This is a genomic window from Halorhodospira halochloris (genome assembly GCF_002356555.2).
Taxonomy (GTDB): domain Bacteria; phylum Pseudomonadota; class Gammaproteobacteria; order Nitrococcales; family Halorhodospiraceae; genus Halorhodospira; species Halorhodospira halochloris.
Map to the genome: position 1 here is coordinate 871652 of NZ_AP017372.2, position 15849 is coordinate 887500.

Consider the following 15849-nt stretch of genomic DNA (forward strand, 5'->3'; position numbering starts at 1 on the left):
CAGATGGTGGCGCCGGCGAAGTTTTAGAGGTGCCCTGAAGGGTGGTGGTGTTACTGAAGACGCCACGTTAAGCCAGCAGCAGCTTAGGCAGCTTGCGGGTGAGTCAACGGCGGCAGAAAGGTATAATGACTGGTTAATGACCATTGCCGCGCAAATCTAAGTCACTGAGAATGGTTATCTCAACCAACAGGGAACTGCTAAAACACCCTATTTGTGTCACCAACAACCCAATATCCACAACTGCCTTGTGGTGTGCAAAGGGTTTTTGCGAAGTTCCCAACAGCCAGGATGCTGGAAGCCTTGAGTTCAGAACAAGACCCGAATCTTAACGACAGCCGCCTGTTAGGGCATCAGCTATCGCGCCGCTTGCGTGAAGCGGGAATGGTCGTTTTTATCGCTGTCGGTGCTTTTATGCTCCTGGCATTGTGGAGCTATGAGCCTGGTGACCTCTCCTGGTACGAAATTCACTTTGAAAAGCAGGCTAAGAACCTCGGCGGTATAGCTGGAGCGGCCTTTGCTGATGGCGCCTTCGTGTTGTTGGGCTATTTGGCCTACTTGTTACCACTGTTCATGGGCTGGGCAGCATTTCGATTGTTTCGCCGCCTGGATGAAGGATTGTTGGATCCTAAGCTGTTGTGGATTCGCCTTGGCGGTGCATTTCTCGCTCTACTCTCAGGGGCAGCGTTGGCTGGGCTGCTCTTGGTTGGAGACGGTCTGCCGGAAGGGGCAGGGGGGGTTACTGGCCAAATTGTTGCCGATTATTTGCGCGGGGCCCTGGGCTTTACTGGTGCAGCGCTGATTGCCGGAGCACTCTTTCTCTCCGGTCTAACCCTTTCCATAGGTCTGTCTTGGTTGGCGGTTGCTGAGTGGGTAGGCAAATGGACCATATCGCTTTGCCGGGGATTTTGGCATCTGGTGTCAAAAAAGCTATTTGCGGCACTTCTTGGTCGACTGCGCCGGTTGCGCGAAGCGCGCTCGGGAGGGGGGCTGTTGGCTCGCGACGACGACAGCTATAGCCGCAAAGCCTTGCCCTGGTTGTCCTCTGATCGCAGCGAATCGGCCGATCAAAGCGGGTCAGGTGAAGATGATCTGATTGCAGAGTATGAAAATGCTGGTACCCCTAATAAGTCAAAGACGGCCCGTGCTGTTAGTTCCCGGCAGCGCCAAGATACCGAGGCTGAGGTAATCACGGCGGGCTCTCGGTCGACTAACGAAGGTGGTGGTGCAGGAGGAAAATCGAGTAAGAAGGGCAAAGGCAAAAAGAGTTCGGCAAAATCAAGCCCATCGCCTACCCCAGCGGTCGAGTTGCTCGACCCGCCGCCGCAGAATAGCGGTGGTTACTCGCAGGAAGTGCTCGACTCAATGTCGGCAATGCTTGAGCAAAAGCTGTTGGACTTCGGGGTCGAGGTGAAGGTTGAGTCAGTGCAGCCAGGTCCAGTGATAACCAGATTCGAGCTGTTGCCGGCCGCCGGGGTTAAAGTCAGTCGTATCTCCAACCTGGCCAAGGATCTGGCGCGCTCAATGTCGGTTATCTCGGTGCGTGTTGTTGAGGTCATCCCGGGTAAGACCACGGTTGGGCTAGAGATCCCCAACGAAAAGCGGCAGATTATCGGCTTATCGGAGATGATTCGCGCCAAACAGTTTACCAACAGTAAGGCAGCTTTGACTGTTGCGCTGGGTAAGGATATAGGGGGCAACCCGGTAACTGCTGATTTAGCCAAGATGCCGCACTTATTGGTGGCCGGCACCACCGGTTCAGGGAAGTCGGTAGGGGTGAATGCCATGATCCTCTCCCTGCTCTATCGCAATACTGCTGAGCGGGTCAAACTGATCATGGTTGACCCGAAGATGCTGGAGTTGTCGGTATATGACGGCATTCCTCACTTGCTCGCCCCGGTGGTTACCGACATGAACGATGCCGCTAACGCCTTGCGCTGGTGTGTTGCTGAGATGGAGCGCCGCTATCGGCTGATGGCGGCGCTCGGCGTGCGCAATCTGGAAGGTTTCAATGAAAAGGTGCGCAAGGCGCGCAGTGCAGGTGAGCCGCTGCTGGATCCGCTATTCGACTCGAAGGACCCCAACCAGGCAAGCCTGGAGGAGGAAATCCCGCAGGCCCCCGAATTGGATGAGTTGCCCTATATTGTGGTAATAGTCGACGAGCTAGCCGATATGATGATGATTGTCGGCAAAAAGGTTGAGGAGCTGATTGCTCGCCTGGCCCAAAAGGCACGTGCTGCCGGGCTGCACCTGATCCTAGCGACACAGCGCCCTTCGGTGGACGTTATCACGGGTCTGATAAAGGCCAATATTCCAACCCGTATCGCCTTTCAGGTCTCTTCTCGGGTTGATTCGCGGACAATTCTCGATCAGCAGGGGGCCGAAGCGTTGCTTGGCCACGGCGATATGCTCTATGTCCCCCCGGGTAGTGGCATGCCACAGCGTGTTCACGGTGCGTTTGTCTCCGATGATGAGGTTCATCGGGTAGTCGAGCATCTCAAACAGCTTGGCGAACCGGAGTATGTCGAAGGAGTTCTCAGTGAGACCGCCGAGACGATGCCAATTCCTGGTATCCCCGGTGAAGGGGAAGGTGGCTCAAGGGGTGATGCAGGCGAGGCTGATCCGCTTTACGATCAAGCGGTGCGGGTAGTTACTGAGACCAGACGCGCCTCGATATCAGGGGTGCAGCGGCGGCTTAAGATCGGCTACAACCGTGCAGCACGCTTGGTCGAAGAGATGGAGGCAGCGGGGGTAGTAGGCCCATTGCAGTCTAACGGTTCGCGTGAGGTGTTAGCCCCTCCGCCGCCGCCTGATTAATCCACAACACAGGTTTGATTATGTTTTTAACTCAAGCGGTACCTACCAGAACCATGATGGTGCGATCACTAATGGCGTTCATGGCGGCCTTTGTGATCGGCGGCGCAGCTTCTGCCGACATGCTCCAAGGGCTCGAGGACTATTACGATAACGTCAAAACCCTCCAGGGTGGTTTTGAGCAGCAGACACTTGATGAGCGCAACAGGGTAGTTGACAGTTCATCAGGAGAGTTTGCTATCTCCCGTCCCGACCGTTTTCACTGGTCATATGCTGCTCCCTTCTCTCAGGAGATTGTTGCCGATGGTGAAAAGCTGTGGATTTACGACGTCGATCTTGATCAGGTGACTGTGCGTAACCAGGCAGAGGTTCTCGGTAGCGCCCCTGCTCAGCTGCTCTCCGGCGATTATGACGACTTGACGCAGGCGTTTGAGATAGAAGCGGGGGATAAATTTGTTCGCCTTACTCCAAAAGAGGGCGGACAGGCCTTTGATGAGGCACGCATAGGGCTGCGTGATGGCTATCCCTTTGCCCTGGAGATTGATGATGCCCTCGGCCAGACCACCAGAGTGGAGCTTCTCGACGTTATTGTTGATGAGGATATAGACGAGCAGCGCTTTATCTTTGAGCCCCCAGAGGGGGTTGATGTCTACGAAGCAGATGAGGGTGAGGCGCTGCGGTGAGGCCTGACCCAGCTGTGCCACTTGCAGAAAGGATGCGGCCGCAGTCCATAGATGAGCTGGCCGGACAGGGGCACTTACTCGCAGACGGCCGCGCCTTAGCGTCCAGCGTGGCTGCCGGTAAGCCGCACTCAATGATCCTTTGGGGGCCCCCGGGCAGTGGTAAGACTACGTTAGCTAGATTAGTGGCCAGCCACGCCGATGCCTTGCTGTTGAATTTATCGGCAGTTAATGCCGGGGTAAAGGAGATCCGTAGCGCGATGGAGACTGCTGGTGCCGGGCGGCAGCGAGGTCAGCGCACGGTGCTATTCGTTGATGAGGTGCACAGATTCAATAAGGCGCAGCAAGATGCGTTTCTGCCCTATGTCGAGGATGGTACCGTGACCTTTGTCGGTGCTACTACCGAGAATCCATCGTTTGAGCTCAATAAGGCGCTGCTTTCCCGCTCGCGTGTTTACGTCTTGCGTCAGCTTGATGAGCAGGCCCTCGCAGTCCTTTTGCAGCGGGCCTTGGCGGATAGTGATAGGGGTCTCGGACAGCTCGGCCTAACAATAACCGAATCGGCGCAGCAGTTGTTGTTGCGAGCCGCAGACGGTGATGCACGACGGCTGCTCACAGCGCTTGAGATAGCAGCAGATCTTTGTCCTAGCTCGTGTATAGATGAGCAGGTTATTGCCGAAGCCGTCAGTGGTGGTGGGGTGCGCAGATTTGATAAGGGTGGGGACGATTTCTACGACCAGATCTCGGCACTGCATAAATCGATTCGTGGTTCTGATCCGGATGCCGGGCTGTACTGGCTAGCGCGCATGCTCGATAGCGGCTGTGATCCGCTGTATATAGCCCGGCGGTTGATCCGTTTTGCCTCGGAGGATGTGGGTAACGCGGATCCACGCGCGCTGCAGCTCGCCCTTGATGGCGCTGAGGCTTATGAACGCCTCGGTTCGCCGGAAGGTGATCTGGCGCTAGCTCACGCGGTCGCTTACCTGGCCGCGGTGCCGAAGAGCAATCGGGTCTATATCGCCTATCAGCAGGCGGTAGAAGATGTTCGTGAGCACGGTTCGCTGGAGGTGCCGGTGCATCTGCGTAACGCCCCTACTGGGCTAATGAAAGAGCTTGGTTACGGTAAAGAATATCGCTACGCTCATAATGAGCCGGAGGCTTATGCGGCTGGAGTCCAGTATATGCCCGATGAGTTGGCCGGCAGGCGTTATTATGAGCCGAGTGATAGAGGGTTGGAGAAGCGCATGCTAGAGCGTTTCGCGCGACTTCGAGCACGTGATAGGGATAGTTAACTAGTTTTCTGCACAAGTTGTCATGATAATGGAGGCCGTTGCATAGATGATCGATCCGAAGCACCTGCGTAATGATCCTGAGATGGTAGCAGCCAACCTCGCTAGGCGGGGCTACCAGTTCGATGTTGCTGCCTACAAAGATCTCGAAGAGCGTCGCCGTCAGCTACAGATTGAGACGCAGGAGTTGCAAAATGAGCGCAATCAGCGCTCCAAGTCGATCGGCAAAGCCAAGAGCCAGGGCGAGGACATAGAGCCACTCAAGGCCCAGGTCACCGCGCTCGGTGAGCGCCTAGAGAGTTGCAAGAGCAGTCTTGACGAGGTTCAGCAGCAACTTGAGCAGTGGCACCTAGAGATGCCCAATCTGCTCGATGAGCAAGTTCCTGACGGTGAAGATGAGTCGGCCAACCGCGAGGTGCGCAGGTGGGGAGGGTTGCCTGCCTTCGATTTCACTCCGCGTGACCATGTCGATCTGGGCGAGTTGCTCGGCGGTATGGACTTCGAGGTGGCGACACGCATTGCTGGTAGTCGCTTTGTCGCCCTGAGTGGTGACATAGCCCGGCTGCACCGGGCGCTGATCCAGTACATGCTCGATCTGCATATCAATGAGCACGGTTACCGGGAAGTCTATGTGCCTTACCTGGTTAATGTGCAGGCGTTGATTGGCACCGGGCAACTGCCCAAGTTTGAAGAGGATCAGTTTCGGGTTGAGCACGATCCGTTGCTCTATCTCGCCCCCACTGCAGAGGTGCCGGTTACTAACCTAGTACAGGATCGTATTCTTGAAGATAGTGAGATGCCGAGCCGTTTTGTCAGCCATACCCCCTGTTTTCGGGCTGAAGCGGGTAGTTATGGTAAAGATACCCGCGGAATGATCCGCCAGCACCAATTCGAGAAGGTCGAGCTGGTGCAGGTGGTAAGACCGAGCGAATCCTGGGATGCGCTGGAGGCGCTAACCGGTCACGCAGAAACAGTGCTGCGACGTTTAGGCCTGCCGTATAGGGTGGTCACCCTGTGCAGTGGCGATATCGGCTTTTCGGCGGCAAGGACTTACGACTTAGAGGTTTGGCTGCCTGGTCAGCAACGCTATCGTGAGATATCTTCTTGTTCTAATTTCACCGATTTTCAGGCGCGTCGGCTCAAGGCGCGCTGGCGCAACCCTGAAACCGGCAGACCGGAGCTAGTCCATACTCTGAACGGCTCGGGTGTGGCGGCTGGCCGCTGTCTGGTGGCGATACTCGAAAACTACCAGGATGCCGACGGCCGTGTTAATGTCCCAGAGGCACTTGTACCCTATATGGGTGGGAAACGTCTACTGGGTGAGTAAGGGCAAATTTTGTGCTTGCACAACGGTCGTATAATGACTAGATTGGCCGGTCCGCTTAATCATCAGCCGAGTAGTGGCTGGATGCCGGGAGGGAAAACGCTTGAATATAGTCTGTCTTGATCTTGAAGGCGTGCTGGTTCCAGAGGTCTGGGTCAATCTTGCCGATTTAACGGGGATTGACGCTTTTCGCGCTACGACCCGTGATGTCGCCGACTATAACGAGCTCATGACTCTGCGCTTGGCCGATATGGATAACCACGGCCTAGGGCTGGCTGATATTCAATCGGTTGTTGCTCGCCTTGAGCCCCTCCCCGGGGCGCGAGACTTCCTCGACGGCTTGCGTGCCGACTATCAGGTGATAATCCTCTCGGATACCTTCTATGAGTTTGCACGGCCGCTCATGGCTCAGCTCGGATGGCCGACACTATTTTGTCACAGTCTCGATGTCAGCGAGCAGGGGCGTATCAATGACTTCAATATTCGCCTTGAAGACCATAAGTGCGAGACAGTACGTGCCTTGCGCCAGCTTAACTTCAGGGTGGCGGCCGCAGGCGACTCGTATAACGATACGCGCATGCTAGGCGCCGCTGATTGCGGCATCTTCTTCTGTCCGCCGCCAGAGATAGCTGAAGAGTTTCCGCAGTTTACGGTTACTCATGACTATGTCGAGCTCAGGCGGGCCATCGACTCGGCATTTCGTGCTGAGTAGCTGGCAAGTCGAATAAGCAGCGCTAGCTCGCGCAGGGTGGTACCGTAATGCGGGTAGGCATAATAGCTGATACACACGGGTTTCTCGATCCGCGCATCGCTGAGCAGCTGGCCGCTTGCGATGTTGCTGTACATGCCGGTGACATAGGTGGTGCCGAAGTTCTGTGTGCCATGCAGCCGCGCGAAGAGGTCTACGCGGTGCGGGGTAACGTCGATGGCCCGCAGACATGGCCAGACCACGAAGGGCACATGCTGGAGAACCTGCCTGGGCAGCTAATGCTCGATCTGCCTGGTGGCCAGCTCGCGGTGCTCCATGGCGATAGCTATAACTCCTCTCAGCGCCACGCTCAGCTTCGGGAGAGCCTTGCTGAGACGCGGGCTATCGCCTGTGGCCACAGCCATGAACTGGTAGTCGATGACGATAAATACCCTTGGATCCTCAATCCTGGTGCTGCAGGAAGAGTGCGCGTGGGTGACGGGCCATCGATGCTAATCCTGGTTTGTGATGAGCAGCATTGGGAGGTTGAAACCCATCGCTTTCCGCCACGTAAGTACCGGGCAATTAGCGGCGTCAACGGTGATTAGTTAACAGGCTAATCAGGAGCGGTATGCCCCGTTGAGCGAGATTAATCTGGAGTACGATCCACAGCTTCCGGTTGTTGAGTCACGCGATAAGCTGCTTGCTGCTCTGAGCGAGCACCAGGTAGTGATTGTCTGTGGCGCAACAGGTTCGGGCAAATCTACCCAGCTGCCGAAGATGTGTTTAGAGCTAGGCCGGGGAGAAGAGCGGCGTATAGCCCACACCCAGCCGCGGCGTATTGCTGCCCGCTCGCTGGCCGCGCGTCTAGCGCAGGAGACCCGAACTACTCTTGGCGAGGAGATCGGCTACAAAGTCCGTTTCACCGATCAGGTTAGTCAGCAGAGCAGGGTCAAGCTGCTGACCGACGGTATGCTGCTCGCCGAGATACAGTCGGATCGAGACTTAAATCAGTATGATACGGTTATCATAGATGAGGCCCATGAGCGCAGCCTCAACATCGATTTTTTGCTCGGTTATCTCAAGCAACTCCTGCCTAGGCGTCCCGATCTGCAGGTTATCGTAACCTCAGCGACCATTGATCCGCAGCGCTTTTCGAAACACTTTGACGAGGCCCCTGTGTTTGAAGTCTCAGGGCGCACATATCCGGTAGAGGTGCGCTATCGACCATTCGAGGAGCGCGATGGGGTCGATTTGCCTCAAGCAGTGGTCGACGGCGTAGCTGAACTGCGCCGTGAGGGCAGAGGTGATGTGCTGGTCTTCCTCTCCGGCGAGCGCGAGATCCGCGAGTGCGCCGCGGCACTGCGCAAACAGGCACCGCCGGAGACAGAGATATTACCCCTCTATGCTCGCCTGTCGAGTGCCGAACAGCAGCGGGTCTTCAGCTACGGCGCAAGGCAGCGGGTGGTGCTGGCCACTAATGTCGCTGAAACGTCCCTTACGGTCCCGGGGATTCGCTATGTCATCGATTCCGGGCAGGCGCGCATAAGTCGCTATAGCCACCGCACTAAGGTCTCCCGGCTGCCGGTCGAGCCCATTTCTCAGGCCAGTGCTGATCAGCGGGCCGGGCGCTGCGGTCGCGAGGCCCCGGGGATTTGCATACGCCTGTATAGTGAGGATGACTACCAGGGTCGGCCACCCTTTACCGACCCGGAGATCCTGCGCACCAATCTCGCCGGGGTCATCCTCCAGATGAAGGCCCTGGGGTTGGGTGAAATTGACCAATTCCCCTTCGTCGAGCCGCCGGAGCAGCGTTATATCAACGATGCCTTGCGCCTGTTGCATGAGCTTGACGCGGTCGATGAAAAGCGCCGCCTTACGCGGTGTGGCCGGCGTCTGGCGCGGATACCGGCTGACCCGCGGATTGCTCGGATCCTACTAGCGGCGCGTGACTTCGGGGTCGAGCGCGAGGTTCTGATAATAGCCGCTGCGCTATCGATTCAGGATCCGCGGGAACGTCCCCTGGAGGCACAAGAGGCGGCTGATGAGGCGCATGCCCGTTGGCAGCATCCGAAGAGCGATTTTCTCGGTTTCCTCAACCTGTGGCGAGACTATCAGCAGCACCGTCAAACCTTGTCACGGCGCAAGTTGACTGAGTGGTGCCGTGAGCATTTCCTGGCGCCACAGAGGATGCGCGAGTGGGCCGAAATACGTCGTCAATTCGCCGAGATGTTGCGTGAGGCCGGGCAACATGGTGCTGGAGCAGGTACTCGTAAGGATAGAATCAAGACGGTAGGGCAAGCATCATCAGGCAGAGCAGCACAAAGCCCAGATCGAGACAGTCACCATGATGACTTAGAGGATTACTTTGAGCCGATTCACCGGGCCTTACTAACTGGCCTGGTAAGTCAGGTGGCGCGGCATAAGGAGGAGCGGACTTGGCTCGGGGCGCGCGGGGTTAAGCTGCATATCTTCCCGGGGTCGGCGTTGGCTAAGCGCAAGCCGAAGTGGATCGTAGCTGCCGAGCTGGTTGAGACGCGACGACTCTATGCGCGCACTGTTGCTGAGGTTCGTCCAGAGTGGATAGAGGCTGCGGCGCAAAACCTCGTCTCCCGCAGTTATAGCGAGCCATACTGGCGCAAACGGGCTGGACAGGTGGTGGCTGAGGAGCAGGTGGCGCTGTATGGGCTCATCCTTGCCTCTGGGCGCCGGGTTAACTATGCCCGCATAGATGCGCAGCGTGCCCGCGAGATATTTATCGACTCCGCCTTAGTTGCCGGCGAGTTGCGCACTCGCGGCAATTTTCTGCGCCATAATCAGGATCTAATTGCGCAGGTTGAGCAGCTCGAGGCTAAGGCGCGGCGGCGTGACTTGCTAGTCGATAGGGAGCAACTCGCTGCATTTTATAAATCCCGTGTTCCCGAGCATATTTGCGATGCAGCGGCGTTTGAAAAGTGGCGGCGCCGTGTTGAGCGCAAAGATCCACAGCGCCTATGTATGAGCAGCGCTGATGTTATGCGTGCTGATGCGGCGCAGTTTAGTGCCCAGGACTATCCGGATCATCTGCTAATAAATGGCATGCAACTGCCGTTGACCTATCAGCTTGAACCGGGCAGTGAAGAGGACGGGATTACGGTGACGGTGCCTCTGGCCGCGCTCCAGCAGTTGACCCCGGAGCCATTCGAGTGGCTTGTGCCAGGCCTATTGCACGAGAAGGTTACAGCTCTGATTCGTGGGCTACCTAAGCGTCTGCGGCGCAACTTCGTGCCGGCTCCGGAGTATGCTCGGGCGGTGTTAGAGGCACTGCCCCGGGGCGAGGGCTCGTTAATCGATGCTACCTCGCGGCAGTTACAGCGGATTACCGGGGTTGAGATACCTGCTGGGGCTTTTGATGATATCGAGTTACCGGCGCACCTGCAGATATCCTTTCAAGTCGTAGATCGGCATGGTCGGGAGTTGGCTACAGGGCGCGATCTAGCGGCTCTGCGCAGTGAGTTGGCAAGCCGGGTCAGTCATGAACTGGCAGCAAGCGCGGACACTAGCTCTGCGGCCCAGGTCTGGCAACGCAGTGGCATCAAGCAATGGGACTTTGCCGAGTTGCCCGAGGCGATAACCCTGAGCGAGGGCGGCATAACATTTTATGCCTATCCGGCGCTATGTGATGAAGGTGATTCGGTAAGCCTGACGTTACTCGAATCATTCGAGGCGGCGGAAAGGGCGTCTTACGCTGGGGCCCGGCGCTTGTTCATGCTGGCTTTGCCGCAGCAGGTCAGGGCCATGCGTAAGCTTGAAGAATTTAAGCAGCTGCGTTTGCAGTATCGCGGCTTAGGCAGCGACGAAGAGTTGCGTGAAGAGATTGTTCAAGCGGCATTTGATCGCAGCTTTCTGAGCTCCGGTTTACCCCGTGATAGGGAAAGCTTTGAGCAGCAACTTGCTGCCGGGCGTGCTGAGCTGATGGCGCAGGCGCAGCAGCTGGCGGCTGATATTGAAACAGTCCTCAGTATCTATCAGCAGTTGCGCAAGGAGCTCAAGGGCCTGAATAGTCCGGCCCTATTAGAGAGCTTGCGGGATATAGAAGAGCATCTGCGCAGTCTGGTCTATCCCGGTTTTATTGCCAACACCCCGGCCGAGCAATTGACAAAATTGCCTCGTTTTCTGCGCGCTTTACAGCGCCGGGTCGAGAAGCTGAAAGTCAATCCAACCAAGGAGCGTGACTCGCTGCGCTGCATTCGTCCCTGGCATGAGAAGATTCAACAGCGCCTTGCTCAACGCTCTGATCGTGGTGTCCCTGATCCTCACTTAGAGCAGTTACGCTGGTTGCTCGAGGAGTACCGTGTCTCCCTTTTCGCTCAAGATATCGGGGTTCAGGAGAAGGTTTCGGAGAAGCGGCTGCAAAAGTTATGGCGCGAGGTTGTGTAAATGAACAGGCGCCTGGTCCATCTCGCCGGCGGCCGGGATTGGGCCCGGCAACAGGCTCGCCAAGCGCTACTGGGGATTGGACAGGAAAGCTGTCAGGAGGTCGCTAAGGCTGCCTCCCAGAATTCCTCCCAGAATGCCCCTCAGCAATGCCAAGAGAAATGCCCTGAGCAATTCCCCGAAGGGGCAGGTTATGATTGCCGGTATCGCGTGCTCTGGCTCGGCGAAGGGGCTCCAGCCGAGGTAAACTCTATTGCTGGCGCTGACTACCCGCGCTTGCTGGGAACAACTCAGGATATAATTGTCTTCGATGCCCATGACGGCCTCGACCCCGATGCCTTGGCAGCGGCTGCCGGCGCGTTGCGCGGCGGTGGCATTCTCGTGCTGTTGACCCCCGAGCTGATTAGTTGGCCAGCTAAGCCGGATGCTGCATTAGAGCGACTGGTGCCCGCCGGTTGGAGTATCGCCGATGCTGGGGACCGATTCATCCGGCGCTTGGTAGACCTTTTGCGCAACGCGCCATGGGTAGAGTGCTATAGCGAAGGTGACGCCCTAGCGCGGCTAGTTCCTGGTCCTGCAGCAGAATTGGCAAGAGACTCTTTTGGTTGCTGTAGCTCTGATCAGCGCGCCGCGGTTAAGGCCTTGATGCGCGTGGTGACAGGCCATAGGCGTCGGCCGGTTGTGTTGAGCGCTGATCGCGGTCGCGGTAAATCAGCGGCATTGGGTATTGCTATCGGTGAATTATTGGCACTAGCAAAGGTCACTAATGTTGTAGTGACCGCGCCGCGCCTAGCGGCGGCAGAGCCGGTTTTCGAGCATGCCCTGCAGCGCTGTAATGCCAAACGTGTGTCTAGGCGCGAGATGGTGACGGCACAAGGTAGGCTTAGTTATCACTCCCCGCAAGAGCTACTCGATAACCAACTGGAGGCAGACTTGCTGGTTGTTGATGAGGCAGCAGGTTTGCCAGTGGCGGTCTTGACTCGGCTGTTGCGTCGGTTCTCGAGGATCGCCTTTTCAACAACGGTACATGGCTATGAAGGCACAGGGCGTGGTTTCGATTTGCGCTTTCGTTCAGTGCTTGATTCTCATACCCCTGAGTGGCGGTTGCTGCGGTTGGAGACGCCGATCCGCTGGCAAGCAGGCGATAAGCTCGAGCAGTGGTTAACAGGGGCGCTATTGCTGGATGCCGAGCCGGCCCAACTGTTTGCCGCTGAGGAAGATGATGCGCGGCGTTCTGAGTGTGGGGGTGATTGCCACTCGGTAGCGAAGCTTGCAACTTCTCTGCAACAGGGTGAGGTGCATGCTGAGCGGCTACTGGTTCTGGAGCGCGTCAATCGCGATGATTTGGTAGCAGACGAGCGCCGTCTCCGGCAGTCGTTCGGCCTGTTAGTAGCGGCGCACTACCGGACTCGTCCTCTGGATTTGCGGCAGTGGCTCGACTCCCCGGGTATCGAGATCTTCTGGGCTTTGCTTGGTGACGAGGTGGTCGGGATATTGGTGGCTGTAGCCGAAGGCGGTCTTGATGAGCAAAGTGCAGAGCAGATATGGCAGGGCCAGCGCCGACTGCGGGGGCATTTACTCTGTCAAATGCTCTCGGCCCATGGCGGAGTAGCAAGGACACCGCGGTATAGGGCGCTGCGAATAATGCGTATTGCTGTTCACCCGCATCTGCGTCGCCGCGCGATTGGTAGTAGTTTGGTTAAGCGCGCTCAAGCGCATGCCGAGGCGGTCGGATACTCAATTTTTGGTACCAGCTTTGGCGGCACAACAGATCTGGTAGCCTTTTGGCGCTCGCTGGGGTTAAGCTCCGTAGCGCTCGGAGTGCAGCGGGATGCAGCGAGCGGCGAGCATGCAGTTTTAATGGCCAAAGGGCTCGACCAAGCTGGTGCGGCCATAACTGGTGAGGCTGGAGAGCGCTTGCGCGAGTCCGCTGAGGCACTGCTGGGTGAGCCGCTAAATAGGCTCGAGCCAGGGCTGGCGGGGCAGATATTTGCTGCTGCAGACGGCTATTCAAGGCCGCGTTTGTCTGCTGGGCAGAGGCGTGATTTGAGCGGATTTGCTTATGGTCAGCGTGGTTATGCGGCTAGCTTGCCGGCACTTAAGGCCTTGGCGGTGGTTGTGTTGCAATATCCCGAACATATTGATCAGCCATCGGCGCAGGGCGGCCAGGACTATTGCAGTGGCTCAGCTGCGCTCATCGCCAAGGTCTTGCAGAGACAAGACTGGCAAAGCGTTTCTTTGTTGCTCGGCAGCCACGGCCGGCAGCAGGGAATTGCTAAGCTGCGCGAATATGTAGCCAATATGCTCGATAAAATAGCCTGATTCTTGTTATTGCAAGAGGGTGCCTCTAAAACTTCTCCGGCGCCACCATCCGCCCCGGTGTGGAGGTCTTGGCGCCAGGGATGGCGCCATGAAGCCTCCAGGGATGGATTCACGGTGTCCTCCACACCGGGGCGGATGGTGGCGCCGGCGAAGTTCTTAGAGGTTCCCAAGAGCCGTTCTAGCGTGCCTAGCCCTTGAAGGAGCGGCCGAGTTCAGCAAGCTTTTCTTGACGGTCGAGCTCAGCGTCGCGTTCGGCGTTTTTATGCACATCGGGGCAATTACCGGAATGGACCAGAGTCAGGCGAGAGACACATGATTCATAGTATTCCGGATGCTCGTAGTGACACTGTGCGCAGTCGGGAAGGTTTTGAGGTACTTGTTCAGGGCTGTCTTCGAGAACTATCCTGATCGAAGCATCATTTTTGCAAACGTGCTCATGATCAGTTACAACGATCTTACTGTTCTCTTCCGGCACGATGTTCTGCACACACTTATCGCACAGATTGTGGGCCCTTCTGCGAATAACCTCTTGAATGTGAGGATGGCGCGGGGCAAGGAGATTAAAGCGCTCCCACTCATCACGGTTGCTATTGTTTCTGCCCCTCTCGGCGGATGTGTCAGTGCGCACTGGGACGTGGTAACGCGGGTCGCCTTCTTTAGCCTTGCGGGCGGCCTCCCTTGATTCGCGTCGACGTCTCTCTGAACGGGCGGTTAACTCAAACTTTTTAACCGTCTCAGCAAGATGGATGTCTTTGCCTTCAACGACGTAAGGTCGAGGATCCCAATCGACGGGGGCGTAGTAGCCGTTGACCTGCTCTTTCGGGCCTAATGGGGTCCATAGTATTGGCCGAGCATCATGTTGTTTTGCCGCATTTGCCGCCCTTAGTAGGGCATTGTGATTGATTGTTAGACCGTTATTTTTACTACCCTCGGAGCCTTTTTTGCTATCATTATTGACGAAGAGGTTATCACGAGGAAGGGCATAGACGACGTAACGCTGGTTTTCCTCTCCCGATTGGAGGAGAAGACTGGCGTGATTACCAAGTTTGTCGCGAACGTCAGTCTGTAGCTCCATATCCGGTAAGCATTGGCTGAGACTCTGCGCTACAGCAGCGGATATTTCGGGGTAAGGCGCCCCTTGCGCGGCAATCTGCCGCCTCCGGGCGTCTTGTTCACGCTGTGCCTTGTATCTGCGCCAGGCTGGAATAACTTTATTGATGCTGGCTACAAAGCATAGCGACGCAAGCAGGAGAAACATCGGCGCCAAGGCGTCGAGTGAGTCGTATACCGCTTCGGCAAGCTCCGGCTGAGGGCGGCTAATAAGCGATGGTAGAGCGCTGATTGCGAAAAGGGTAGCAGCGCCACGCTGCCAGTGTTTAACATCTCTCGCCACCTCAGCCTCGAAACGAAGTGAGTCTCGCTGAGCCTTACGCTCGTAAGTTCCGGCTATAATCACCAGCAGGACCGATATGACAGCCCCGGTGGCGCTGAGTGTTGTAATAATCATGGCTAGATGATAAGGATGTTGACCCCACACGGCAACTTTCTTGGCGATATTCAGCGCCCTGGTCGAGCAGATTTAGAGGTTTCATAGAGTATGTCCGATGATCAACTAGAACCAGAGGAAGAGCATCAAGAGCCAGAGGTTTCACCTGAGTCTTATAGCATCGAAGAGCTAGTAGAGCAGCTGCGCATCGTGCGAGTGCGCTATAACCTGGTGGATACTTCCGCTTATGTCCGATACTTACCGCGTTTCAATGCCCAGCCGGAAGACCTAACCGTGCATGTTGACCCGTTTGCCGAACATCACGAGGGGGCCGAAGTTACTGGCGAGTTCCGTATTCCGGAGCTGGTTAGTGAGCTTATAAATGCTTATATAAGGATCCATCTGTTCTCTAGTCGTGAGCAACGCAACTATTTTGTCGCCGGATTCGACGATGCACTAACGCAGTTGAACTTCGTCGGCGGCGGTTTCGGTTTTGATCGGTTATGGATTACCGTCGGCACCACCAATGTTGGGGTACCGGTGTGCATTTATTTGGGACAACGTACCGCGGTCAACCGCCAGCCTACCGTTTCCTTGATCGATCACCGATTTAACTCGCGAGGAGATCTGGTCTATCGTGCTGTTGGCGGCTATGAGGACCATGTTGGCGAGGAGTACTTCGAGAGTAGTTAACCCTTTTGGGAGCCACCAAAGCCAAATCTTAAGGGCGCCTCTAAAAACTTCGCCGGCGCCACCATCCGCCCCGGTGTGGAGGTCTTGGCGCCAGGGATGGCGCCGTGAAGCCTCCAGGGATGGATTCACGGCGTCCTCCA

At 56.6% G+C, this 15849-nt stretch carries 10 protein-coding genes; 9 read left to right on the top strand and 1 reads right to left on the bottom strand.

Features of this window, described 5'->3' with window-relative positions:
• Positions 1-300: 300 nt before the first annotated feature.
• From HH1059_RS04130 to HH1059_RS04165, 8 genes are all read left to right on the top strand, one after another.
• The gene (locus HH1059_RS04130; protein ID WP_274521802.1) at positions 301-2814 is read left to right on the top strand and encodes a DNA translocase FtsK; all 2514 of its coding nucleotides are present in this window, start codon (positions 301-303) and stop codon (positions 2812-2814) included.
• Between the two features lie 20 nt (positions 2815-2834).
• Positions 2835-3494 (top strand): outer membrane lipoprotein periplasmic chaperone LolA, encoded by a 660-nt coding sequence (lolA, locus tag HH1059_RS04135; RefSeq protein ID WP_096408613.1) that lies wholly within the window; start codon positions 2835-2837, stop codon positions 3492-3494.
• Positions 3495-3526: 32 nt separating this feature from the next.
• On the top strand, positions 3527-4783 hold the full coding sequence (locus HH1059_RS04140; protein WP_096408615.1) for a replication-associated recombination protein A: 1257 nt from the start codon (positions 3527-3529) through the stop codon (positions 4781-4783).
• A 46-nt stretch (positions 4784-4829) separates the two neighbouring features.
• Positions 4830-6107, top strand: a complete 1278-nt coding sequence (serS, locus tag HH1059_RS04145) for a serine--tRNA ligase (RefSeq protein WP_096408618.1) — start codon at positions 4830-4832, stop codon at positions 6105-6107.
• A gap of 100 nt (positions 6108-6207) precedes the next feature.
• Positions 6208-6816, top strand: a complete 609-nt coding sequence (gene thrH, locus HH1059_RS04150; protein WP_096408620.1) for a bifunctional phosphoserine phosphatase/homoserine phosphotransferase ThrH — start codon at positions 6208-6210, stop codon at positions 6814-6816.
• A 47-nt stretch (positions 6817-6863) separates the two neighbouring features.
• Positions 6864-7400, top strand: coding sequence for a metallophosphoesterase family protein (locus tag HH1059_RS04155; RefSeq protein ID WP_096408623.1), 537 nt, complete (start codon positions 6864-6866; stop codon positions 7398-7400).
• A 31-nt stretch (positions 7401-7431) separates the two neighbouring features.
• Entirely contained in the window at positions 7432-11211 is a 3780-nt protein-coding gene (gene hrpA / locus HH1059_RS04160) for an ATP-dependent RNA helicase HrpA (protein WP_096408626.1), read from the top strand.
• Positions 11212-13530: a tRNA(Met) cytidine acetyltransferase TmcA gene (locus HH1059_RS04165; protein WP_096408628.1), complete on the top strand. Its 2319-nt coding sequence runs from the start codon at positions 11212-11214 to the stop codon at positions 13528-13530.
• A gap of 187 nt (positions 13531-13717) precedes the next feature.
• On the opposite strand, the gene HH1059_RS04170 is transcribed toward HH1059_RS04165, so the two are convergent.
• Positions 13718-15037, bottom strand: a complete 1320-nt coding sequence (locus HH1059_RS04170) for a hypothetical protein (protein WP_096408631.1) — start codon at positions 15035-15037, stop codon at positions 13718-13720.
• Positions 15038-15127: 90 nt separating this feature from the next.
• Between HH1059_RS04170 and HH1059_RS04175 the strand changes: the two genes are divergently transcribed.
• Complete coding sequence (locus tag HH1059_RS04175; protein WP_096408634.1) at positions 15128-15709, top strand: hypothetical protein; 582 nt, start codon at positions 15128-15130, stop codon at positions 15707-15709.
• Positions 15710-15849: the final 140 nt, after the last annotated feature.